The following is a 21897-nucleotide window of genomic DNA, read 5'->3' as shown; positions in this document are numbered from 1 at the left end:
AATCGGCTCCTTCACAAGAACGGCCGGGACACACGCGGAGGTGCGCTACCGTTGCTTCCTTCCGGACCTGGCGGGGTTCACGTCCCCACGTTGTCCCGACCACAAGCTCTTCAATGACTGAAACAACTACGGAGAGGGTGGGATTCGAACCCACGATACCCTTTCAGATATACACGCGTTCCAGGCGTGCGCCTTCAACCGCTCGGCCACCTCTCCATGAGACACTCTGCGGAGAGCGTAGGATTCGAACCTACGATACCGTTCCCGGTATGCCTGATTTCGAGTCAGGTGCCTTCGACCACTCGGCCAGCTCTCCAATATTCACTTGTCGCGTTTCTTCTCGCGCAGTCGCTCGAAGAAATCCTTCAGCATCTGGCGGCTCTCGTCCGCCAAAACCCCACTCATCACTTGGAGCCGGTGATTGTGCCGGGGCTCCTCGGCCAGGTTGTAGAGCGAGCCAACGGCTCCGGCTTTCGGATCCATCGTTCCGAAGACCAAGCGCGTGACCCTCGACTGGACCAGCGCTCCAGCGCACATCGCGCACGGCTCCAGCGTCACATACAGGGTGACACCCGTGAGCCGCCACGCGCCTAGCGCCTTGGAAGCTGCGTCCAGCGCGAAGATCTCTGCGTGGGCCAGAGGGTTCCGGTCGATTTCCCGTCGGTTGAAGCCGACCCCGATGACCTTGCCATCGTGTACGGCGACTGCTCCGACAGGAACTTCCCCGAGCCCAGCGGCTTCCCGCGCGAGCGCGAGCGCCTGCTGCATGAAAGCTTCGTCCAGACTCATGGGAATGGGGGTGAGGGGAAAGGTTGGCGCTCCCTGGAGGATTCGAACCTCCGGCCTTCGGATTCGTAGTCCGACGCTCTATCCAGCTGAGCTAAGGGAGCTTGCCGTTTCCTTTTTACCGCTCTACCACAACCGCGACCTCTGTACCACAACCACTTTCGCGCTACCACAACCAAGATGAGTGGCGGAGAGAGAGGGATTCGAACCCTCGATACCCTTTCGAGTATGCAGGTTTAGCAAACCTGTGCCTTCAGCCTCTCGGCCATCTCTCCACTGCCTTTACTGTCAAAGAACCGCATACAGCAACAACAAACTCGGAGGAGGTAGGATTCGAACCTACGGGAAGCTTGCGCCACCTGCGGTTTTCAAGACCGCTGCCTTCAGCCGCTCGGCCACTCCTCCAACCGCTTGAAGCCGTGCGGACCACCGAACCGCGTGGGCCGCCCTTCTACAACATCCGGGGCCCATTGCAACAACGTTGTGGGGCCCCGGATGCTGACAGCACTCCGGCGACTACATCGGCCGGAGTTCCTTGAGGCCTCCCATGTAGGGCACCAACGCCTCGGGGATGACGACGCTTCCGTCCTCGCGCTGGTAGTTCTCGAGGATGGCGATGCTCGTCCGCCCCACGGCCAGGCCACTTCCATTGAGCGTGTGGAGGAGCTGGGGCTTGTCCCCCTTCTGGGCGCGGTAGCGGATCTTCGCGCGGCGCGCCTGGAAGTCACCGCAGTCCGAGCAGGAGGAGATCTCCCGGTACGCTCCCTGGCCCGGCAGCCAGACTTCGATGTCGTAGGTCTTCCGGGAGCTGAAGCCCATGTCTCCGGTGCACAGCATCATCACCCGGTGGTGCAGCCCCAGGCGCCGGAGGATGTCGCAGGCGTCGTCCATCATCTTCTCCAGCTCGTCCAGGCTGGACTCCGGGGTGGCGAGCTTCACCAGCTCTACCTTGTGGAACTGGTGCTGGCGGATGAGGCCGCGCGTGTCCCGACCCGCCGAGCCCGCCTCGGCCCGGAAGCACGGGCTGAAGGCGCAGTAGCGCCGCGGCAGCGTCTCCCCCTCGAGAATCTCGTCCGAGTGGTAGTTGGTGACGGGCACCTCGGCGGTGGGGATGAGGAAGCGCTCGAACTCACCCGCGGTCTTGAAGGCGTCCTCCTCGAACTTGGGCAGCTGGCCGGTGCCCATCATCGCCTCGCGGAGCACCAGGTAGGGAGGCAGCAGCTCGACGTACCCCTTCTGGGTGTGCACGTCGATCATGAAGGTCACCAGGGCGCGCTCCAGCCGGGCGAGCGCTCCCTTGTAGAAGGTGAAACGGGAGCCGGACACCTTGGCGGCGCGCTCGAAGTCCAGCATCCCCAGCTTCTCACCCAGCTCGAAGTGCTGCTTGGGCGTGAAGGGCAGGTTGGGCTTCTCGCCCCAGGTGCGCACCTGGACGTTCTCGTCGGCGCTGGCGCCCACGGGGACGGACTCGTGGGGGATGTTGGGGATGAGCAGCAGGATGCGGCTGAGCTCCTCCTCCACTTCCTTGAGGCGCGCCTCCTTCTCCTTGATGGTCTGGGAGACGGTGCGCATCTCCCCGCGCAACGCCTCGAGCGCGGCCGGGTCCTCCTTGGCCTTGCGCTTCATCTCCTCGTTGGCCGTGTTGCGGCGCGCGGAGAGTGACTCCATGGCCACGTAGAGTTCGCGCCGTTCCGACACGAGGCTCTTGAAGGGGCCGAGGTCCAGGTTGCCGCCCCGGGACTGAAGTCGGGCGACCACCGCATCGAAGTTCTGCGCGACGTACTTGATATCCAACATGGCGGGGCGGGTTCTAGTCACCCCGCGAGGGTCCGGCAAGGCAGGAAGTACCCGGGCGCCCGGAAACGGACGCCCGGGTAGGGGCAAGTGACTACTCGAGGAAGCTGATCTCGTCCTCGATTTCCTTGCGGTTCTCGGCCTCGGGCTTGCGCGTCAGGTACTCCTGGAAGGCCTTGAGGGCTTCCTTCTTCTTGCCCTTCTCCTTGTAGGCGTAGCCGAGGTCATGCCAGGAGTCGGCGTTGTCCGGCGTGGCGGTGGTGGCCTTCGAGAGCCACTCGATGGCCTTGGTGTACTGGTTCTGCTCGCTCCAGGCGCGGCCCAGCTTGTAGTAGACGGAGGTGAGGCTCGGGTCCCCCTTCACCGCCTGCTCATAGGCGCGGGCGGCCTCCCTCCAGCGCGTGGCGCTGAAGTGTGCGTCACCGATGAGGGCGGAGGCCTGGCTGCTGCGCTTGGGATCCGCCTTGAGCGTTGCCTGGAAGGCGGCGATGGCCTGATCGAACTCGTTGCGCTCCAGGTAGGCCTTGCCCAGGGCTTCGTGGGCGTCAGCCATCTTCGGCTCGAGCTTCACGGCCTCCTTCCACTGCTCGATGGCCTCCGCCAGCATCTTGGCGTCTCGATAGATGACACCGAAGGCGTAGTGGTAGCCGGCGTTGGTGGGCGCGCGCTCCACCGCGATCTTCATGCTGTCGATGGCCTCGGCGTAAGCGTCGTCCCCCTTCTTGCCCTGGGACTTCTTGCTCGGATTCAGCTTCTGCTGGGCCGCCTTCACCTGCGCCATGTAGAAGTTGGCCTCGGCGTTGGAGGGCTCGCTCTTGAGCGCCAGCATCAGGCTGACCTCGGCCTCCTTCAGGCTGTTGCTGACCTCGGTCGTGCTCTTGCCCTCCTCGGTGGCATGGGCCTTGTCGAAGAAGACGGCGCCCAGGGTGATGGAGATGGCCGCCGAGCGTGGCTCCTCCTTCTTGGCCTGCTGCAGCTCGGCGATGGCGTCATCCAGCTTGCCCTGGCGCCACAGCACGGTGCCGCGATGCAGGCGAGCGCCCCGGAGCGTGTGCGGATCCAGCTCCAGCGCGGTGTCGGCCTCCTTCTGCGCGGTCCCCAAGTCTCCGGCGCGCAGCGCCAACTGGGACAGCCCGAAGTGGGCGGCGGCGAGGTGGGTGTCCAACCCAACGGCGCGCTCGAACGCCTCCCGGGCTCGGGCGTCGTCATTTTCGGCGAGCGCCAGCTCACCCAGGGCGACCTGCACCAGGGCGTTGTCGGGCGCCTTGGCGGAGACCGCCTCGAGCTGCTCCTTGGCCTGATCGATGCGGCGCATGCGCAGGTGGAAGCGGCCGAGGGCGATGCGGGCCTCGAGGGACTCGGCGTCGGCCTTGAGGGCGCGGGTGTAGTGCTCCTCGGCGGAGATGTTGCTGTCGCGCAACTCGTCGACGCGGCCGTGGAGGTACTCGATGCGAGCGTTGTTGGGGAAGGCCTTGGCGGCCTCCTGCACGACCTTTTGCGCGTCATCCAGCTTGCCGAGCGTCATCAGGGAGGTGATGTAGCCCTCCATGGCCTCGAGGTTCTTCGGCTCGGCCTTGGCCACCGCCTCATAGAGGGGCAGGGCGTCCTTGAACTGGCGCTGGGCGTACAGCACACGCGCCAGGTAGCTCTTGACGAGCAGGGGGCTGTCCTTGTCCAGCGCGGCCCGCAGCTCCTGCTCGGCCTCCGGGAGCCGGGCGAGCTGGAAGAGGGCAATCCCCTTCAGGGTGCGAGCATGGGAGAGCTCCGCCGGCCCCAGCTGAGACTTCTGCTTCTCGTCGAGCGCGCGCTCGGCGGCCTCGAGGCCCTTCTGCGCGTCCTTGCGCAGCAGCAGCTCCACCGAGGCCAGCTCCACCGCGGAGATGAGATGGGTGGCGTCCGCCTTGAGCGCGGCCTCGTAGGCCTTGACGGCCTCGTCCGCCTTGCCGCCTGCCTGGTAGAGGTCGCCCAAGGCATGGTGCGCCTTGGTCAGGTCAGGCTTCTTCTGCAGCACGCGGTTGAGCGTGTCGATGGCCTTCGCGTTGTCCTTCTTGGCGGCCTGCGCCTCTGCGAGCAGGAGGGCCAGCTCGATGTCCCCCTGATTGGACTCGCGGCTCCAGGCGTCCTGCAGCAGCTGGAGCGCCTTGCTCGGGTCGCGTGAGGCGAGGGCATTGCCGGCGAGGTACTTGGTGTACTCGACGTTCTTCTCGCCCAGCAGCTCCAGGCTCGACATCTCCTCCTCGGAGCGGCAGCGGCCCAGGTCGCCGCCGTTGGCGGCCGAGTAGCGGCGCTGGAGGTAGAAGACGGACTGGCACCAGATGGCGCGCACCTCGGGGTACTCGTCACCGGCCAGCACCTTGCTGGTCAGCGTGTGGGCCTGCTTGTAGCCCTGGAAGGAGTCCTGGAGCAGCGCTTTGCGCGCGGCCTCCACGTCCGCGTAGGCCTGGGAGCCGGGCTTCACCTGGGCAGGGAAGAACTTCTTCATCCCGAAGGCGCCATAGCGCGTGGCGCTGAAGCTGAAGCCCACGCCGAGCACCGCCAGCGCCGACGCGGCGGCGATGACCACCGGCAGGCGCTTCTTGACGTGGCCGAGGATGACCTCCATGCGAGAGGTGCTGTCCACCACGGAGACCTGGGCCATGCGGCCGCCGTAGAGCTGATTCAGCCGCTCCATGTTGGCGGCGGTGGCGGCGGGCTGGCCGGCCTTGGAGCCGGACTCGGCGGTGGGCATCGGCGGCGCCGCGGCCGGGATGGCGGGCGTGCCCGGCCCCTCCATCAGCTTCTGGATGGCCGAGGCGAAGATGGACACCGTCCCAATGGGCGCCCACGCGTCTCCGTCGGTGGAGACGTCCTCGTTGCCCAGGAGCTGGCCGTCCTCGAGCATCTTGACGACGACGCCTTCCTCGAACGGACCGAAGACCTTGCCCGAGCGGCGGCGCACGTGGAAGCGGCGGACGTTGGCCTTGGGCTTGTTGCCCCCGTTGTCCTTGGCCGCGTCGTCAATGAAGCTCAGCATCTCCAGGCCGTCGGCCGTGCCCGCGGCAGGCGGGGGAGGCAGCGGCGCGGAGAGGTCCGCCTCGAGGTCATCGCCCCCAGGCTGGGCGGGAGCGGAGGGATCGAACTCGAGCGCGTCGGGGATGGAGGGCGCGGGGCTCCCGAAGTCCACGTCGTCGAAGCCGCCGACGGCGGCAGGCGCCATGGGCGCGGCCGGCGGAGGCTCCGAGAAGTCGATGCCGACATCCACCGTGGCGGGCGCGGCGGCCATGGGTGGAAGGGCGAATGGATCATCCGCGCCGGGAGCGGCGGCGTACGGGTCCGCGGCCGGCTCGGGGGGCAGGCCGAACGGATCATCCGCGCCGGGAGCGCCGGCAGGAGGCAGGGCGAACGGATCGTCCGCTCCAGGAACTGCGGCGTAGGGGTCCGCGGCCTGCGCGGAGGGCATGCCGAACGGATCATCCGCGCCAGGAGCGGCGGCGTAGGGGTCCGCGCCAGGAACTGCGGCGTAGGGATCCGCGGCCTGCGCGGAGGGCAGGCCGAACGTATCCACCTCGGACGTGGTCGGCTGGTACGAGCCGAACGCGGCATCGCCCCCGAAGTCGGAGGCGGAGGCGTACGGGTTATCGGCGGGCGGAGGAGGCAGCGCAATCGCGCCCGCCTGAGGCGCGGCGGCGTACGGATCCTGCGCGTAGGGGTTGCCAGCGGGCGGAGGTGGCAGGGCGAAGGCGTCTGCCTGGGGCGCGGCGTCGTATGGGTTCCCGCCGTAGTAGCCATCCGAGGCTCCGCCGCTCTGCGGGTACGCGCTGCCCGCGTACGGGTCGCTCGCGCCGGGCAGGGGGATGGCCTCGCCCGTGGACGGCGCGGCGGCACCGGGCAGCGGGATGGCCTGCGAGGCGGGAGGCGCCACGTTGTCGCGGTAGGCCGCGGTCGGCAGAGGCATGGAGACGACGCGCGTGGTCTCCGTCTCCGCGGGCCGCTGGAAGTCATCATAGGCCGCGTAGGGGTCCGCCTGGGGCGCGGTGGCGCCGGGCAACGGGACAGCGGCCGAGTGCGGCGCGGCGGTGCCCGGCAGGGGCACGGCGGCGGGCGTGCTCACCGTCTCGGCGGGCCGGATGGGAAAGGTGTTCTGGCACCGGGCGCATTTGAGCTTCGCGCCGCCCGGGGGGATCCGCTTGTCATCGATGTTGTAGTTCGTCTGGCAAGACGGGCAGGAGACTTTCATGGGTTTCCTTCAGCGGGGGCCATCGGACGCGAGCGGCCGCACTGACCCGCGGCCGGCGCAGGTTATCAGAGGCATTTTCCAGGCGGCAAAGAACGCGACGTCCGGAGTGGACATATCCCCGGCGGCAGGGCAGGCGGGCGGGGGACCGACTCCCAGTTCAACGCAGTCACGCTCCTGTTGCCCCTCGTAGCGGCGAAGGTGGTAGACCCGGGGCTCCATGGAACCCATCGTCATTCTCGGCGCGGGCCTCGCCGGGCTCTCGGCCGCGCACTTCCTGCAGCGTCCCTGGCGCCTCATCGAGAAGTCCGAGCGGGTGGGCGGCCTCATCAAGACCGAGGTCATTGAGGGGTGCTACTTCGACCCCACCGGGCACTGGTTGCACCTGAGAGACCCGGAGATCCAGGCGCTGGTGGACACCCTCTGGCTGCCGGGCCAGATGGTCACCATCCAACGCAAGGCTGGCATCTACTCGCGGGGCGTCTTCACGCGCTTCCCCTACCAGGTGAACACGCACGGGCTGCCGCCCGAGGTGGTGGCGGAGAACCTCCTGGGTTACGTGGAGGCCATCTACGGGGAGAAGGGCCGGGAGCTGCGCGAGCGCGAGCCGCGCAACTTCACCGAGTTCATCCTGCGCTACATGGGGGAGGGGTTCGCGAAGAACTTCATGCTCCCCTACAACAAGAAGCTGTGGACGGTGGATCCGTCCGAGCTGTCCGCCGCCTGGGTGGGGCGCTTCGTGCCTCGGCCCACGTTGAAGGAGGTGGTGGATGGGGCGCTGGGCGTGGGGAGCGACGCGTTGGGCTACAACGCTTCCTTCCGCTATCCACGTGAGGGCGGAATCGAGAGCCTCGCCCGTGCCATGCAGGCCCACCTGCGGGGTGGGGAGCTCAGCGTCAATACGGAGCCCACCGCCATCGATTGGAAGGCCCGGCAGGTCACGCTGTCCGACGGGCGCACGCTCGGCTACTCGCACCTCGTCTCCTCCATCTCGCTGCCAGGGCTGGTGCGGCTGGTGGCGAAGGGGGCTTCAGGCGTGCCCGAGGAGGTGCTGGCCGCCGCCGGACGCCTGCGCGCCACCACGGTGACCTATGTGTGCGTGGCCGCTCGGGGGAAGAACCGGCAGCCGTGGCACTGGATTTACCTGCCCGAGCCCGAGTTCAAGACGTACCGCATCGGCTCTCCCTCGGCCGTGTACGCGCCGCTGGCCCCTCCGGACACCGCCACCTTCTACGTGGAGTACAGCCACCACGGCGAGCTCTCCATGGCCCAGGCGGAGACGTATGCGGTGGAGGATCTGGTGCGCTCGCAGATGGTGCACTCGGCAGACGACATCCTCTTCGCCCAGGCGCGGGAGATCCCCCACGCCTACGTGCTCTACGATGAGGCGTACGGGCCCGCGAAGACGGAGATCCTCCGCTTCCTGGAGCACGCGGGCATCGTCACCGCGGGGCGCTACGGGCAGTGGGAGTACTCCTCCATGGAGGACGCCATCCTGGCCGGGCGAGCATGCGCGCGCCGGTTGAACGGTTGATGGATTGATCGTCGACGGGGCCCTTGGGGGCGTGCTACGTCGCACGTCCGTCCATGGCCCCGTATCTCTCCATCGTCATCCCCGTCTACAACGAGGCCTCCATCGTCGCCTCCGCCGCGGCGGAGCTCACCCAGGGGTTGGATGCTCGCGGGTGGGACTACGAGGTCATCTTCGCGGAGAACGGCTCGCGCGACGCCACGCCGCAGATCCTCGAGGAGATGTGCGCGAAGAACCCGCGCCTACGCTGGTTCCACTCGGAGCGGCCCAACTATGGCGTGGCGCTCAAGGCCGGCATCGAGAAGGCCCGGGGCACCTACGTCTTCTGCGATGAGATCGACCTGTGCGACCTGTCCTTCTATGACACCGCGCTCCCCGTGCTGGAGAAGGGCGGGGTGGACATGGTGGTGGGCTCGAAGGCGGCCAAGGGCGCCAGTGATCAGCGGCCGCTCGTGCGGCGCGTGGCCACGCGGGTGCACAACAAGCTGCTGCGCGTGACGCTCGGCTTCCAGGGGACGGACACGCATGGGCTGAAGGCCTTCCGGCGCGAGGCGCTGCTGCCCGTGGTGGCCCGGTGCGTGGTGGACATGGACGTGTTCGCCAGCGAGTTCGTCATCCGCGCCTGGCGCGAGGGGCTGCGCGTGGTGGAGATCCCCATCAAGCTCCACGAGAAGCGCCAGCCGTCCATCCACCTCTTCAAGCGCGTGCCCAACGTGCTCAAGAACGTGGGCAAGCTGTTCTACGTCATCCGCATCCGCGGAACCTGAGGGGGCGAGGGTGGCGCGGCGGCTCGCATCCATCTCCGTCGACCTGGACTCGCTGCCGCACTACTGCCGCATCCACGGGCTGCCCGAGTCGCTGCTGGATGCGCGGGCTCGGGGGCTCGTCTACACCACGGCCGTGCCCCGGTTCATGGAGCTGCTGGCGTCGGTGGGCGTGCCAGGGACGTTCTTCGCCATCGGCGAGGACGTGGCGGCGGACGCGGGCGCGGCGCGAGTGCTGCGCTCCTCGCACGAGGCCGGCGTAGAGGTAGCGAGCCACAGCTTCTCGCATGACTACGCGCTGACCCGGCGCCCACTCGAGAGCATCCGCGAGGACCTGCGGCGTGCGGACGAGGTGCTCGAGGCAGCCACGGGCGTGCGTCCGGTGGGCTTCCGCGCGCCGGGTTACACGCTCAACGCGGCCCTGTATGCGGCGACGGTGGAGCGTGGCTACCGCTACGGCTCGTCCACGTTCCCCGCGGCCCCGTACTACACGGCCAAGGCCGCGGTGATGGGCGCGCTGGCGTTGCTGGGGTGTCCCTCGCGGGCGGTGCTGGACTCACCTCGGGTGTTGCTCGCGCCTCGCACGCCCTACCGGCCCGAGCCCGCCCGGCCCTACTCGCGGGGGAGGGGGGCCGTGTTGGAGCTGCCCATGACGGTGACGCCCAGAGTGCGCTTCCCGTTCATCGGCACCTTCGCCACCACGCTGCCGATGCCGGCTGTCCGGGCCTTGTACCGGGCCTGCCTCGGTGACTCGTTCTTCAACTTCGAGCTGCACGCGGTGGACGTGCTGGGTGCAGAGGACGGCATCCCTCCTGAGCTGGTTCGCCAGCAGCGAGACCTGCGGGTCCCCGTCGCGCACAAGCTGGAGCGGTTGCGGACCCTCTTCGGTTGGCTGAAGTCCGACTACGACGTGGTGACCCTGCGCGACGCGGCGTCCCACCTCGCCGTCAATGGGCAGGGCTCACCCCTGTCGTAAGCGGGGACGCTCAGTCGCCGATGAAGCCCCTCAGCGTCTCGATGCGCTGCTGCTGGGCCTGGATGACCGGCGAGGTCCTGGTGAGCAACAGGGCCAGGGACGTGTCGTCGCGGTACTCCTTCAGACCCTTGTCGATGAGCTCCTCGCCGCGCTCCTGGTCCTTCTTCACCTGCTGCAGGAAGGCCCGGTCGAACTCACGGCCGCTCAGGCCCGCCAGCTCGTTGCGCCTCTCGAGGAACTGGTTCACCTGCTTGTTGAACTTCTTGTCGTACTTCTCCTCCCCCTTCTCCATGCCCTGCATGGCGCCTTCGCTGCCCGCGCCACCGATGGCCAGGTCCTGCGTGGACAGGTCCACCGCGGCCAGCGAGAAGGCCTTGGACTGGGCCAACGTCTGGAGATCCTCCTGGCTCTTCTGGTGGTTGCGGATGAGCTCCTGGGCGAAGGCCTGCACCTCGGGCTCGCTGGACTTCTGGAGGGCGAGGTGGCCCAGGACGATCTGCTCTTGGTTCAACAGCGAGAGTTGGTCCGCATAACGGACCTTCTCCGCGAAGGCCTCGCCGACTTTTTCACCCCGGCTGCGCGCCTGCTTCGCCTCGTCATGGGCACAGCCCGCGCCCATCCCCATGAGCGCCAGCAGCCCCGCGCCCCACAACAATCGCCGCATCCTCATGTCCGCAACCCCCTTGGCCAGATGAACGATGCAAAGCTGATGCGCGGCTCAGAGGCCCGCAAGCGTTGGGGGCAGGGGGCCCGGCGGGGGCCCGGTCCCCACCTGCCTGCTCTCCCCCCTTGCTGCGCGGCGCTCCCAGGACGGCCGCTAGTCGGCACTCGGGCCCCGTTTCCCTCCCAGTGCGGGTCACGATGGTATAGACACGCCCCATGCTCGAGCAGCTCGGCGACAAGGTGAAGCAGGAGCTCCGGGAGTGGACGGAGCGCATGGTGGGGCCGGAGCGCAAGGAGCGCCTGCAGGCGCTCTCCCGTTCCGGCAACGAGTACGGGGTGGATCCGTTCGGCTTCAATCTCGACTACAGCCTGTCGGCGCTCGCCCCCATCTTCTGGCTCTACCGCCACTACCACCGGGTGGAGGCCTACGGCATCGAGAAGGTTCCCAAGGGGCGCGTCCTCCTCATCTCCAACCACTCCGGCCAGCTCCCCATGGACGGGGCGATGATCGGCGTGGCCATGCTGCTGGAGGCGGATCCTCCGCGCGCCATCCGCAGCATGGTGGAGAAATGGGTGCCCACGCTGCCCTACGTCTCCACCTTCATGGCGCGGGTGGGGCAGATCGTCGGCACCCCGGAGAACTGCCGGCGCCTGCTGGAGTCGGACGAGGCCATCCTCGTCTTCCCCGAGGGCGTGCGTGGCCTGGGCAAGCTGTGGCCCCAGCGCTACCAGCTCCAGGACTTCGGCCTGGGCTTCATGCGCCTGGCCCTGGAGACGAACACCCCCATCGTCCCCATCGCCGTGGTGGGCGCCGAGGAGCAGGCCCCCGCGCTCATGGACGTGAAGCCCGTGGCGAAGCTGCTCGGCTTCCCCACCTTCCCCATCACCGTCACCGGGCTGCCCCTGCCCCTGCCCACCAAGTACCGCATCTACTTCGGAGACCCGCTGCGCTTCACCGGCCGCCCGGATGACGAGGACTCCGAGCTGGACAAGAAGGTCCGCACCGTGAAGACCGCCATCCAGACCATGCTCAACCAGGGCCTCAAGGAGCGCCAGAGCGTCTTCTGGTGACGGGCCCGGCACGCGCGCCATGAATCAGGATCCTTCCAAGAGACCGGCCGTCGTCGTCACCGGCATCAGCGGCAACCTGGGCCGGGCCCTCGCCAAGCTGCTGCACAAGCACGAGCGCATCATCGGCATCGATCGGCGCCCCTTCGTGGGCCGACCGAAGGACGTCGAGATGCACCAGCTGGACCTGCGCAAGAAGAAGGCGGAGGACGTCTTCCGCAAGAATGAGATCCGCGCGGTCATCCACATGGGCATCATGCACGACCCGCGCATGAGCGAGGAGGAGCACCACTCCTTCAACGTGGTGGGCACCACGCGCCTGCTCGAGTACTGCGCCAAGTACGGCGTGTCCAAGGTGGTGGTCCTCTCGTCCGCCAACGTCTACGGACCCAGCCCGGACAACTCCAACTTCCTCACCGAGGACGCTCCGCTCATGGCGGCCAGCCGCTTCTCGGGCGTGCGCGATCTCATCGAAGTGGACATGCTCGCGCACGGCTTCTTCTGGAAGCACCCCCACATCCAGACGGTCATCCTCCGGCCCGTCCACATCGTGGGCCCCACCATCAAGAACGCTCCCAGCAACTACCTGCGGCTGCGCCGTCCGTGGGTGCTGGCGGGGTTTGATCCCATGGTGCAGCTCATCCACGTGGAAGACGTGGCGCGCGCCATGGTCGAGGCCGCCCTGCGCCCCGAACCCAAGGGCGTCTACAACGTGGTGGGCCCCGGTGAGGTGCCCCTGTCCGCGATCCACCGCGAGCTCGGCCACAGCCCCATCCCCGTGCCTCACCCCGTGGCCCGGCCTCTCCTGGGCGTCCTCTTCAAGTACCGGCTGGCCAACTTCCCCCCGCCCGAGCTGGACCACATCCAGTTCCTCTGCAACGTCGACGGCTCGCGCTGGCAGAAGGACGTGGCCTGGAAGCCCCGCCACTCCATGCGTGACACCATCCGTTCCGTCGTGGGCGAGTAAGAGTTTCCCCCGACGCGCATGTCAGGGGCCCCAAACCACGGGGCTCCGAGGGCGATCTGACACAGCTGTCAGGGCCCTTGGCTTTTTCGACACACGCCTTCACCTGGGGGCCGCGCGCAACCCCTTGATTTCACGGTGCGGGTGGGAGGGGCAGGGGATTGGCACCCGCCTTGCTCAATGGCCGGACATGGTTAGGGGGTTCCATGGGGGAGCCTCCGGCGCCCACCGTCTCGGCCGGCCCCGAGGCGGTGGGCGATTTTTTTTGCCCGGCTTCTCTCAGGGCAGCACGCCGTCGAACGGTCCCCCAAGCTGCCGCTCCAGGAGCCACGTCCCATTCCGGAAGACGAACTCGGAGGTGACGGCGGCCTTCTGCTCGGACACCGAGGGCAGGCGCGTCCACCGGATGGTGCTGGTGACGATGGCGCGTTGGCCCTCCTCCACCATCTCGACGCTCTCGATCTCGTAGTCGGTGATGTTCAGATCCCGCTCGGCCTCGCTCTCCCGGAGCGCCCTCTCAAAATCCTGACGGCGCTCGGGGACGATGTGGCCAGAGGCGACCCGGAAGTCCTTCCAGCGCACACGCTGATGGAAGGATTCCACTGTGGGGCGAAGATTCTCGGTGTTGGCGTTCTTCTTTGTGTGGGCACAGGCCCCACCGAGAGTGAGGGCGAGGAACACAGCAAGCAGGCGATTCACCCGGAGGACGGTAGCACCCCTCGCGGAGGGGGCGAAACGGGAGCAGCCCCGGTGCTATGGTCCGTGGCCGCATGGCCAAATCGTTGGTGGAGCGCTACGAGCAGCTCCTCGCCCAGGATCCTGCATCGTCGGTATTCGTAGAACTGGCCAAGGCCTTGATCGCCAAGGGCGAGCATGCCCGTGCCATTTCGGTGTGCGAGCAAGGCATTTCCCACCATCCCAACTCGGTCACGGGGCGGGTGTTGTGGGGCAAGGCCCTCATCCTCATGGGTCGCCCCGCGGAGGCGATGGCTCAGTTCGATCAAGCCATCGCGATCGACAAGGAAAACCCACACGCCTACAACCTGATCTCCGAGGTGCTGCTGCAGCGGGGCCTGTTCCGCTCGGCGCTGCCCATCTTGCGCAAGGCCCTGGCCCTGCAGCCCAACGATGGCCGCGTGCGCGGATGGATGGAGCAGGCTCAGGCCGCGCTCGCGGGTGGACCCGCGCCGGCCTTTGGTGATTTGAACGCGCTCGAGCCCCAGTCCGCGGAGGAGCCCGTTCCCCAGGCCGAGGCGTCCGCGCCGGAAGCTTCTCCTGAGGCGCCCGCGGAAGCGGCCCCTGAGCCAGAAGGGTCGGTTCACGAGGCCGTGACGGCCGAGACTCCGGTGGGACAGGCTCCTGCCGAGGAGTCCCAGCCGGTGCTGGCGCTGGAAACCGGAGAGATCGACGTGGGCTCGCCCTCCGAGGCGTCGCCTCCTCCGGTCGAGGCCTCCGAGGCAGCTCCCTCCGAAGCGCCTGCGGAGGGCGTGTCCACCGAGGAGGTGCCGCTGCTCCTGTCGGCGGAGATTCCCATCACGTCGGATGTGGAGGTCTCCGCTCCGGTGGAGGCCGCTTCCGCGGATGAGGGGGGATTGCTCTCGGATCTCCCTCCTCTGGAGGAGCCCGCCGCGCCCGCGGCCGAGGCGCCGCCCGTGGCCGAGGAGCCGCCCACCGTCCTCTCGCCCGCTCACGCCGCGCGTCCTGGTGCGACGGGCTCCCGGCGTGGGCTGCTCGAGGAGTTGCCCGAGGCAACCACGGAAGTCGCCACCCGGGCTGCTCCCGCTCCGGCCGCCGCTCCGGTGAGCCGACTTCCCGTCCAGGACGTGGCGGCCCTCACCGCGGCCTACGAGCGCGAGCTGCGCGAGAAGCTGCTCCCCAAGGGCTCGGACACCTTCTTCTCTCCCCGCACACTGAAGGTGATGGCCGCGGTCGCCGTCGTGGTGGTGCTGCTCGGCGTGTTCCTCGTCGTGCGGGCGAAGCAGGGGGGACAGGCGCTCGTCGCGGCGCTGGATCGCGTCTCCCGGCTGCTCGAGCAGGACACGGAGTCCTCCCGGCGGGAGTCGCTCCAGCTGCTCTCCCACGTGGTGGGGCTGGAGGATGACAACACCCGGGCTTGGGCCCTCTCGGCCTATGCCCATGCCCTGCGGTATGCGGACACTGCTTCCGCCGAGGAGCGCGCGCAGGCGCTCGCCGCGCTGGAGCACCCGGGCGTGCGCGCGGAGCACCCGGTGAGCGCTCTGCTCGTGGACATGCTGGTGGCTGACGCGCAGGGCCGCGACGCCGCCCGCCGGGCGCTCGTGGGCGCGAAGGTGGAGGCCCCGGAGGCGCAGGCGCTGGCGGGCGCTGTCCTGCTCGAGCAAGGCAGGACGAAGGAGGCCCTGGAGCGCCTTGAGCGAGCGCTGAAGGCCTCGCCGCGCAACGTGCGCGCCCTGGTGACGCTGGGGGCGTACTACCGGGACGCGGGTGATCCGGTGAACGCCTTGAAGATGTACACGGCCGCCATGAAGCTGGCCCCCGAGCACCCGGCGGCACGGCTCGGCGTCGCAGAGAGCCGGCTGGTGCTGGGCCAGGAGCTGGATCAGGCCCTCGCCGACGTGCAGGACCTGACCGGAGACTCGCTGCCGGTCTCCCTGCGTGAGCGTCATCGCCTGGTGCAGGGTCGGTTGATGACGGCGCTCGGCAAGGGCCGCGATGCGCGGACGCTGCTCGCCGAGGGCACGAAGGGCGCGCTGGCCTATGAGACGCACCTCGCGCTCGGAGAGGCGAACCGCGGGGCCGGGGACATGGCCGCCGCCCAGCGGGCCTTTGAGGAGGCCCTCAAGCTGAAGCCCGACAGTGATGACGCGAAGGCGGGCCTGGGCCGGGTGCTGCTGGACCGCGATCGTGAGCGCGAGGTGCTCTCCCGCGTGGACGGCGAGGGCCGCCAGGTGTCGCTGGTGCGGGGCGCGGCGTACTCGAAGCTGGGTGATTGGAAGCGCGCTCGGGTGGAGCTGGCCCGCACGAGTGTGGAGGACCGCTACCCCGTCGAGGCCATCATCTACCTGGCTCAGGCTGACGTCGCCGAGGGCGAGCGCGACCGGGCGGTGGCCGCGCTGGAGAAGACGCTTGCGACGACGAAGACGGCCAAGGCCGAGGTGCGCACGGCGCTGGGCCTGCTGCACTGGCAGGACAAGTCCCTGGACAAGGCGAGCTCCCTGCTGGAGGCCGCCGTGGCGGAGGATCCGCGGGACTACGAGGCTCCGTGCGCGCTGGGCCGGCTCCTCATCTCCCGGGGTCTGCCGGACCTGGCGATGAAGCCGCTGACGCAGGCGGTGGAGCGCAACAGCTCGCATGGCGAGGCGCGCGAGGCGCTTGGCCGGGCGCTGTTGGCGCTGGGCCGCACCAAGGATGCCCTCAAGCAGTTCGAGGAGTGGCAGCTCGACAACCCGGGCACCCCGTCTGCTCACAAGGGCTTCGCCCTGGCGCTCTTCCACGAGGGCCGGACGAAGGAGGCGGAGGCGGCCTCGGCGCGCGCGGTGAAGCTGGTTGCCAATGATCCCGAGGCGCACCGCGTGCGCTCGGACATCCTCTTCGCCCTGGGCGATACCAAGGGAGGCTTCGGCGCCCTGGAGAGCGCCAACAAGCTGGACAGCAAGTCGCCGGAGACCTTCTGCGCCATCGCCCTCGCCTTCATGCGGCAGGGCCTGGTGGCCAACGCTGAGAAGGCCTTCGAGGCGGCGCGGCGCGAGGGGCCGGACACCCCCTGTGGCCGGACGGGCGAGCACTGGGTGGCGGACTCGGGCGGACGGGCCGCGGCGAAGGTGCTGCAGGGCATCGCCGACAAGGCGCCCACCACGTGGGACAAGGCGTTCGCCCAGGCGGCCATGGCGCGGGTGCTGCTCGCCGCCGGGGCCACGAAGGATGCGCGCGCGGCGGCGGACGAGGCGGTGCGGCTGGCTCCCTTCTCCGGGCGCAACCACCTGGTGCTGGGGCAGGTGGCGCTCAAGCAGCGCGATGAGGCCACGGCGCTGAAGGAGCTTTCCCGCGCAGTGGAGCTGGAGCCCGTGGATGGACTGGCCCGGCTGGCCCTGGCGGACGCGCTCGTGCGCAACCCCGCCGAGACGGCGAAGGCGGTGGAGGCGTACCAGTCCTTCCTGAAGCTGGCGGCGGCCTCTCCCGAGGCGGGCCGGGTGAGGAAGGCCCTGCCGGCGCTGCTCCGCAAAGCAGGAGGCAAATGAGCGTGCGGCCCCAGACCCCGCCGCCTCTGCCGTTGATGCGCATCATGGGAGGCAATGCCTTCCTGCTGTCCGTGCTCTACCTGCTGGTGGGCATCGTGGTGGAGGGCGCGCGGCGCCTGCGGCCCTCGCCCTTCCTGCAGCGGCTCTCCCTGTCACTCGACTCGCTGCCAGCCCGGGCGCTGGAGTTGACGGGGCTGATGCATCCGCTGCGGGAAGCCTACTTCTCCGGCCGTATCACCGAGCCCGTGCTGCGCCTCGTCTTCGGCGCCACCACCGTCGTCATCATCTTCCTGCTCGCGGTGGTGGTGGGGCTGTTCATGGGCACGCTGCGCGGCCTCGCGATGCGCAAGGGCTCGCGGCCGTAGCTCCGCCCGCGGGCCTCAGTGGCGGGCGCTTCGGGACTTGCGTACTCGGGGCGGCACGGGGGCCACCGCGATGGGCTCGTGGCCGGCGGCGCGAGCCATGAGGCAGATCTCCACCACCTTGGGCCCGAACCGCTCCCAGCGACTCTCGCCCGTCCCCTTCACCGTGAGGAAGGACTCGCGATCAATGGGGAGGGCCGCGGCGAGCCCTCGCAGCGTCTCGTCGTTGAAGATGATGAAGGGGGGCACCTCGAGCTCGCGCGCGAGCTCCTTGCGCCAGCGGCGCAACTCGGTGGCGGCCAGCTCGCTGTAGCCCTCGGGCCGTCCCGGAGCCAGCGTCGGCGTGGCGCGGGAGGCGGTAGAGGAGCGGGCGAGTCCCTCCAATCGCCTCATCCGGCTCCCGGCGCACGTGTCGCAGTTGCCACACGTGGGCTCCACGTCCTGCTGTCCGAAGTACTGGAGGATGAAGGCCCGCCGGCACCGCTTCGTATAGGCGTAGTCCGTCATCCGCTTGAGGTGCAGCATGGAGCGCCGCTCCTGCTCGCGCACCTTGCTCAGGTCCACGCCCAGCTCGCGGAAGGGCACCTGTGACAGCGCGCGGATGGTTCGTCCCGAGAAGGGACGGCGCACCCGCAGCGCTCCAGCCCGCTCCAGCAGCTTCAACGCGTGCTGGATTTCCTCGCTGGACAGTCCCGTGCGCCGCGCAAGGATGGGGAGCTCGGTGGTAGCGGAGCGTCCCACGGGGAACGTCTCCAGCAGCGAGGCCAGCAGTCGCCGGGCGTCCGGGGCGTGAGGCTGGGTCGCGGAGGCCTTCTCCGTCAGGGTGATGCCGTACTCGCCCTCGCCGCGGCTTCCGCGCTCCACCTTGCCCTCGCGCTCGAGGATGCGGAGCGCGGCGGAGATCTCGAACTCGCTGGCGCCTGCCTGGGCGGCCAGCACGTGCAGGCCCTTGTCGTACTCGGGCACGCTCCGCAGCACGTTCCACATGTCCGAGATGACGGCCTCGGAGGGGTGGTTGCTCTCGATGAGCCGCTCCTGCGTGTAGACGTCCGCGTGGTTGAAGAGGAGCGCGGCGAAGGCCGGCCCCCTGTCGCGGCCCGCGCGGCCGATCTCCTGGTAGTACGCCTCCACCGCCTTGGGGATGTTGGCGTGGGCGACGAAGCGGATGTCCGGCTTGTCGATGCCCATGCCGAAGGCATTGGTGGCCACCGCCACCGCCTCCTTGGCGGACATGAACTCGTCCTGGGCGCGGCGCCGCGCGTCGTCGTCCATTCCCGCGTGGTAGAGGATGGCGTTCACCCCTCGCTCGAGCAGCGACGAGTGCGTGTTCTCCGCCGACTTCCGGGTGGAGCAGTAGATGATGCCGCTGCCTCCCAGCGACGCGAGCCCCGCACAGGCCCGGCGCTTGTCCTCGTCTCCGCCGACCTCGAACACCTCCAGGAAGAGGTTGGGCCGGTCGAAGCCCTCGGCGAACACCTGCGGATCCTTCATCAGCAGGGAGCGGATGATGTCGTCGCGCACCTCGGGGGTGGCGGTGGCGGTGAGGGCCACGGTGCGCGGCGGGCGCAGGCGCTTACGCACCTGGCCGAGCTGCGCGTAGTCCGGCCGGAAGTCATGGCCCCACTGGGAAATACAGTGGGCCTCATCCACGGCGAGCAGCTCCACCCCCACCTGCGCCAGCGCGTCCAGGAAGCTGGGGCTGCGGAAGCGCTCGGGCGCCACGTAGACGAGCTTGTACTCGCCCGCGCGCATACGGCGGATGCGGTCCGCGCGCTCCATGTCCGACAGGGACGAGTTGATGAACGTGGCGGGGATGCCCCGGCCGGTGAGCTGCTCCACCTGGTCCTTCATCAACGCGATGAGGGGGGAGATGACGAGCGTCACCCCGGACAGCAGCAGGGCGGGGAGCTGGTAGCACAGGCTCTTCCCCGCGCCCGTGGGCATCACCACCACGGTGTTGCGCCCGCTCAAGACGGAGCTGATGACCTGGGCCTGTCCCGGCCGGAACTCGGTCAGCCCGAAATGGCGGACCAGTCCCTCCTGGGCTTGCTCGAAGTAGGGCAGGGCCACCGGCATCCGTCGCATATTCACTGTTCCTTACTGGTCGTCAACGACCCAGAGGCTCCTGAGTCCAGGTCCAGCCCGTCAGGTACGGGAACAGCCAGGCGCGCACGCCATTCGGCCACCTCTCGGGCCAGCCGGGCTCCCAGCTCGGTATCCAGGCGGCCCTCCCGTACCACGTCTCCCTCTCTCGCTCCCGGGGGCAGTGTCGAGCGCGGCACCACGTAGGCCTTGCCGCCGCCCACGGGCACCACCTGCGCCACCTCGTCCTCCAGCACCTCCACCTGAAGAGCCCCGCTCATCCCGCCACATGCCGCTACACCCCATGCACCCAGCATCATCCACGCTCTCCCGCCATGCTCCATGAGCCTCTCGTCTCCCCACCCAGCAGCGGCAACTCGCCCCGCTCGAGCAGCGAGGTGTACGTCCCGTCTCCCACCACCACGTGATCCAACACCTTGATGCCCAGCACCCGGCCCGCCTCGATGAGCTGCGCGGTGAGGCCCAGGTCCTGCCCCGAGGGCTCCGGGTCTCCCGACGGGTGGTTGTGGGCCAGTACGATCGCGGAGGCGCGTGAGGTGATGGCCGCGGCGAACACCTCACGTGGATCCACCGGGCACGCGTTGATGGTGCCCTCGGCCACGCGGGCGTCGTGGAGCAGCACGTTGCGCGCGTTGAAGCACAGCACGTGGAAGACCTCGCGCCGCAACGCGCTCAGGTTGGGCGCGAGGTACGTGTAGATCTCCCTCGGGGTGCGCAGGCGGGGTCGCCGCTCCGTGACGCGCTGGGCTCGACGTCCCAGCTCCAGCGCCGCCATCACCTGCGCCGTGCGCACCGGCCCCATTCCGGGACGCGCGCACAGCTCGCGCGGATCCTTCTGCACCAGCTCCTTGAGCCCCCCTCGCGTGGCGAGCAGCGCTTCCGCCAGGGCCTGCGAGCGCGAGCCCAGCACCACGGAAAGCAGCTCCGGGTCGGTGAGGGCCGCCGCCCCCAACCGGAAGAGACGCTCCCGGGGGCTCTGTGCCTCCGGAAGTTTCTCCCTCACCGACCCATCGCCCGCGGACTCCTCCCACCCCACCGTCGCCAACGCCACCGTCCGTTCCATCCCGCCCTCCATCCGCGTCGCGTGACAAGAGCAACGCGCGTGCCGGGCGTGCTCCCCTCGGGCGTGTCAGGTCTCACCGTCCCGTTGTGTGTGGATCAGCTCTCCACCGAGACGGGCCCATGTGAGGCCGCGGCGCTCCTCACATTCGTTTCGAAGTTCCTCTCTCCTTTCGAAAGCAAGAAGCCGTACGGCCTCTCAATGGGACCAACGCAACGCATTTCCACACGGAGAGCACGCCATGCCTGTACCTGGTAACTGGACCTTGTTCTACGACTGGTATTCCGATGGCTCCTACAGCTCGGTACCGATGACGGTGAATGCCAACGGGACCTTCACCATGGGCGGTGGCCTTGGCGGCCTATGGGTCCAGAGCGCTGGAATGTTCATGTTCACGTTTGACAACTCCGAAACGACCTACGCTGGCAACCTCGCGAGCAAGTCGATCACCGGCATCATGAGTACCTTTGCTGGGTTGAACGGCAGCTTCTACATGCTGCAGGAAGGCGTGCCGACCGCGTTCACGGCCGCGCGGGTCGGCACCAAGCCGAACGCAACGGGGAGGTGAACGTCCACGGCGGGCCTGTCCCGGGCCCGCCGTTGGCTTACGGAGCCAGGGACTCAGGGTCGGTGAGGCAACGGACCTCACCGACCCCTTACCCACGGACATTCCTCCGCACTTTCCTCCACGCCACCCGACACGCCCGCTCACCCTTCGTCCGCGCCGGGATGTGGAGCAACGTGCGTGCCGACCCGTCCTGCCTCGGGGTTTCCGGGCGCGACCGTCGCATTGTGTGCGGATCGACCCACTGCCGGGATGGCGACGGCTGGCGGATCTCCCCGCGCGGTGTCACGTCAGGGAGGTGCCTGGCGTCGGCGTCCGTCTCGCGCTCACGCCTCGCACGGGTCCGCGGTCCGGGGGGACCCCGAGCAATCGAGGAGGTACCGATGACCACCAATTCCGAGCAGACGAAGGCGCACGCGTGGGGGCTCTATCCCTGGCATGGGCAATCTGAAGCCGAGCGTCAGCTCGTTCATCCCGATGACCTCGAGCGCTTCTCGCTGCTGTGGCCCTACTGCAAGGTGCTCCAGCGGCTCGGCGAGGCCGCGGAGCAGGGCTTCATCGTGCTGCGCTATGGCGAGAGCACCTTCCGCGTCCGGCCGGAGCTCTTCCAACCCATTGCCCCGCTCGCGTTCGGCTTCGGTGGCGAGGTTCGGTTGCGCAGGGACCGCGAGCGGACCGGCGTCGTCGTCGCCATCCACTGGCACTACAAACAGGCTCGGCCCTTCTTCCTCATTCGCTGCGGACAGCGGCGAGCTGCCGGGCGCTACTGGGCCGAGGAGCTCCTGCCCCGCTTGGAGTCCCCTCCGCAGCTCCCGTCCTCTCGGGGTTGAG

At 68.6% G+C, this 21897-nt stretch carries 17 protein-coding genes, 5 tRNA genes and 1 other RNA gene; 9 read left to right on the top strand and 14 right to left on the bottom strand.

The window, feature by feature from the left end; translation table 11 throughout:
- Nucleotides 1-15 precede the first annotated feature (15 nt).
- The 9 genes from ffs to F0U60_RS39890 form a co-directional block, all read right to left on the bottom strand.
- Nucleotides 16-104: signal recognition particle sRNA small type (gene ffs / locus F0U60_RS39930), an RNA gene on the bottom strand.
- 25 nt (nt 105-129) lie between these two features.
- Nucleotides 130-216: transfer RNA gene (locus F0U60_RS39925), tRNA-Ser, on the bottom strand.
- A gap of 13 nt (nt 217-229) precedes the next feature.
- Nucleotides 230-316: transfer RNA gene (locus F0U60_RS39920), tRNA-Ser, on the bottom strand.
- Nucleotides 317-321: 5 nt separating this feature from the next.
- The gene (gene tadA, locus F0U60_RS39915) at nt 322-789 is read right to left on the bottom strand and encodes a tRNA adenosine(34) deaminase TadA (protein ID WP_395807684.1); all 468 of its coding nucleotides are present in this window, start codon (nt 787-789) and stop codon (nt 322-324) included.
- A gap of 24 nt (nt 790-813) precedes the next feature.
- Nucleotides 814-890, bottom strand: a tRNA-Arg gene (locus tag F0U60_RS39910).
- Nucleotides 891-971: 81 nt separating this feature from the next.
- Nucleotides 972-1061, bottom strand: a tRNA-Ser gene (locus F0U60_RS39905).
- Between the two features lie 43 nt (nt 1062-1104).
- Nucleotides 1105-1191: transfer RNA gene (locus tag F0U60_RS39900), tRNA-Ser, on the bottom strand.
- Nucleotides 1192-1302: 111 nt separating this feature from the next.
- Nucleotides 1303-2583: a serine--tRNA ligase gene (gene serS / locus F0U60_RS39895; protein WP_395807682.1), complete on the bottom strand. Its 1281-nt coding sequence runs from the start codon at nt 2581-2583 to the stop codon at nt 1303-1305.
- A gap of 91 nt (nt 2584-2674) precedes the next feature.
- Nucleotides 2675-6796, bottom strand: coding sequence for a tetratricopeptide repeat protein (locus F0U60_RS39890; RefSeq protein WP_395807680.1), 4122 nt, complete (start codon nt 6794-6796; stop codon nt 2675-2677).
- A 217-nt stretch (nt 6797-7013) separates the two neighbouring features.
- Between F0U60_RS39890 and F0U60_RS39885 the strand changes: the two genes are divergently transcribed.
- The 3 genes from F0U60_RS39885 to F0U60_RS39875 are packed head-to-tail and all read left to right on the top strand — an operon-like array spanning nt 7014 to nt 10064.
- Nucleotides 7014-8327 (top strand): protoporphyrinogen/coproporphyrinogen oxidase, encoded by a 1314-nt coding sequence (locus tag F0U60_RS39885; protein ID WP_395807678.1) that lies wholly within the window; start codon nt 7014-7016, stop codon nt 8325-8327.
- Nucleotides 8328-8380: 53 nt separating this feature from the next.
- Nucleotides 8381-9091, top strand: a complete 711-nt coding sequence (locus F0U60_RS39880; RefSeq protein ID WP_395807676.1) for a glycosyltransferase family 2 protein — start codon at nt 8381-8383, stop codon at nt 9089-9091.
- Nucleotides 9092-9101: 10 nt separating this feature from the next.
- Nucleotides 9102-10064: a polysaccharide deacetylase family protein gene (locus tag F0U60_RS39875; protein WP_395807674.1), complete on the top strand. Its 963-nt coding sequence runs from the start codon at nt 9102-9104 to the stop codon at nt 10062-10064.
- A gap of 10 nt (nt 10065-10074) precedes the next feature.
- Here the strand turns inward: F0U60_RS39875 and F0U60_RS39870 are convergent, their stop codons facing one another.
- Nucleotides 10075-10734, bottom strand: a complete 660-nt coding sequence (locus F0U60_RS39870) for a DUF4142 domain-containing protein (protein ID WP_395807672.1) — start codon at nt 10732-10734, stop codon at nt 10075-10077.
- 209 nt (nt 10735-10943) lie between these two features.
- Here F0U60_RS39870 and F0U60_RS39865 point away from each other — a divergent pair, with 209 nt between their 5' ends.
- On the top strand, nt 10944-11798 hold the full coding sequence (locus F0U60_RS39865; RefSeq protein ID WP_395807670.1) for a lysophospholipid acyltransferase family protein: 855 nt from the start codon (nt 10944-10946) through the stop codon (nt 11796-11798).
- Nucleotides 11799-11817: 19 nt separating this feature from the next.
- The gene (locus F0U60_RS39860) at nt 11818-12762 is read left to right on the top strand and encodes an SDR family oxidoreductase (protein WP_395807668.1); all 945 of its coding nucleotides are present in this window, start codon (nt 11818-11820) and stop codon (nt 12760-12762) included.
- Between the two features lie 276 nt (nt 12763-13038).
- On the opposite strand, the gene F0U60_RS39855 is transcribed toward F0U60_RS39860, so the two are convergent.
- A complete protein-coding gene (locus F0U60_RS39855) occupies nt 13039-13362 on the bottom strand; it encodes a hypothetical protein (RefSeq protein ID WP_395807666.1) in 324 nt (107 codons plus the stop codon).
- A 167-nt stretch (nt 13363-13529) separates the two neighbouring features.
- Between F0U60_RS39855 and F0U60_RS39850 the strand changes: the two genes are divergently transcribed.
- Both F0U60_RS39850 and F0U60_RS39845 read left to right on the top strand, forming a co-directional pair.
- Entirely contained in the window at nt 13530-16976 is a 3447-nt protein-coding gene (locus F0U60_RS39850) for a tetratricopeptide repeat protein (protein WP_395807664.1), read from the top strand.
- The gene (locus F0U60_RS39845) at nt 16973-17341 is read left to right on the top strand and encodes a hypothetical protein (RefSeq protein WP_395807662.1); all 369 of its coding nucleotides are present in this window, start codon (nt 16973-16975) and stop codon (nt 17339-17341) included. Before F0U60_RS39850 ends, F0U60_RS39845 begins: the two co-directional genes overlap by 4 nt.
- A gap of 15 nt (nt 17342-17356) precedes the next feature.
- Here F0U60_RS39845 and F0U60_RS39840 read toward each other — a convergent pair whose 3' ends face one another.
- Genes F0U60_RS39840 through radC form a run of 3 tightly spaced genes read right to left on the bottom strand, consistent with a single transcriptional unit; the run spans nt 17357 to nt 20504 of the window.
- On the bottom strand, nt 17357-19423 hold the full coding sequence (locus tag F0U60_RS39840; RefSeq protein WP_395807660.1) for a RecQ family ATP-dependent DNA helicase: 2067 nt from the start codon (nt 19421-19423) through the stop codon (nt 17357-17359).
- Between the two features lie 2 nt (nt 19424-19425).
- Nucleotides 19426-19701 (bottom strand): DUF3006 domain-containing protein, encoded by a 276-nt coding sequence (locus tag F0U60_RS39835; RefSeq protein WP_395807658.1) that lies wholly within the window; start codon nt 19699-19701, stop codon nt 19426-19428.
- Nucleotides 19702-19736: 35 nt separating this feature from the next.
- Nucleotides 19737-20504 carry a DNA repair protein RadC gene (gene radC / locus F0U60_RS39830; RefSeq protein ID WP_395807656.1) on the bottom strand — a complete coding sequence of 256 codons (768 nt, stop codon included), beginning with the start codon at nt 20502-20504 and terminating at the stop codon, nt 19737-19739.
- A gap of 238 nt (nt 20505-20742) precedes the next feature.
- On the opposite strand from radC, the gene F0U60_RS39825 reads away from it, so the two are divergent.
- Nucleotides 20743-21069, top strand: coding sequence for a hypothetical protein (locus F0U60_RS39825; RefSeq protein ID WP_395807654.1), 327 nt, complete (start codon nt 20743-20745; stop codon nt 21067-21069).
- Nucleotides 21070-21449: 380 nt separating this feature from the next.
- Nucleotides 21450-21896: a DUF6960 family protein gene (locus F0U60_RS39820; RefSeq protein WP_395807652.1), complete on the top strand. Its 447-nt coding sequence runs from the start codon at nt 21450-21452 to the stop codon at nt 21894-21896.
- Nucleotide 21897: the final 1 nt, after the last annotated feature.

The sequence above is a fragment of the Archangium minus genome (genome assembly GCF_044360475.1).
Lineage (GTDB): Bacteria > Myxococcota > Myxococcia > Myxococcales > Myxococcaceae > Archangium > Archangium minus.
The sequence above is the reverse complement of the archived record's forward strand: the minus strand, read 5'-3'. Positions and strand labels throughout refer to the sequence as shown.

Coding starts and splice junctions, on each gene's coding strand:
- tadA (WP_395807684.1), bottom strand. CDS start 789: ATGAGTCTGGACGAAGCTTTCATGCAGCAGGCGCTCGCGCTCGCGCGG.
- F0U60_RS39840 (WP_395807660.1), bottom strand. CDS start 19,423: ATGCGACGGATGCCGGTGGCCCTGCCCTACTTCGAGCAAGCCCAGGAG.
- serS (WP_395807682.1), bottom strand. CDS start 2,583: ATGTTGGATATCAAGTACGTCGCGCAGAACTTCGATGCGGTGGTCGCC.
- F0U60_RS39825 (WP_395807654.1), top strand. CDS start 20,743: ATGCCTGTACCTGGTAACTGGACCTTGTTCTACGACTGGTATTCCGAT.
- F0U60_RS39845 (WP_395807662.1), top strand. CDS start 16,973: ATGAGCGTGCGGCCCCAGACCCCGCCGCCTCTGCCGTTGATGCGCATC.
- F0U60_RS39820 (WP_395807652.1), top strand. CDS start 21,450: ATGACCACCAATTCCGAGCAGACGAAGGCGCACGCGTGGGGGCTCTAT.
- F0U60_RS39880 (WP_395807676.1), top strand. CDS start 8,381: ATGGCCCCGTATCTCTCCATCGTCATCCCCGTCTACAACGAGGCCTCC.
- F0U60_RS39835 (WP_395807658.1), bottom strand. CDS start 19,701: ATGAGCGGGGCTCTTCAGGTGGAGGTGCTGGAGGACGAGGTGGCGCAG.
- F0U60_RS39860 (WP_395807668.1), top strand. CDS start 11,818: ATGAATCAGGATCCTTCCAAGAGACCGGCCGTCGTCGTCACCGGCATC.
- F0U60_RS39885 (WP_395807678.1), top strand. CDS start 7,014: ATGGAACCCATCGTCATTCTCGGCGCGGGCCTCGCCGGGCTCTCGGCC.
- radC (WP_395807656.1), bottom strand. CDS start 20,504: ATGGAACGGACGGTGGCGTTGGCGACGGTGGGGTGGGAGGAGTCCGCG.
- F0U60_RS39890 (WP_395807680.1), bottom strand. CDS start 6,796: ATGAAAGTCTCCTGCCCGTCTTGCCAGACGAACTACAACATCGATGAC.
- F0U60_RS39850 (WP_395807664.1), top strand. CDS start 13,530: ATGGCCAAATCGTTGGTGGAGCGCTACGAGCAGCTCCTCGCCCAGGAT.
- F0U60_RS39865 (WP_395807670.1), top strand. CDS start 10,944: ATGCTCGAGCAGCTCGGCGACAAGGTGAAGCAGGAGCTCCGGGAGTGG.
- F0U60_RS39870 (WP_395807672.1), bottom strand. CDS start 10,734: ATGAGGATGCGGCGATTGTTGTGGGGCGCGGGGCTGCTGGCGCTCATG.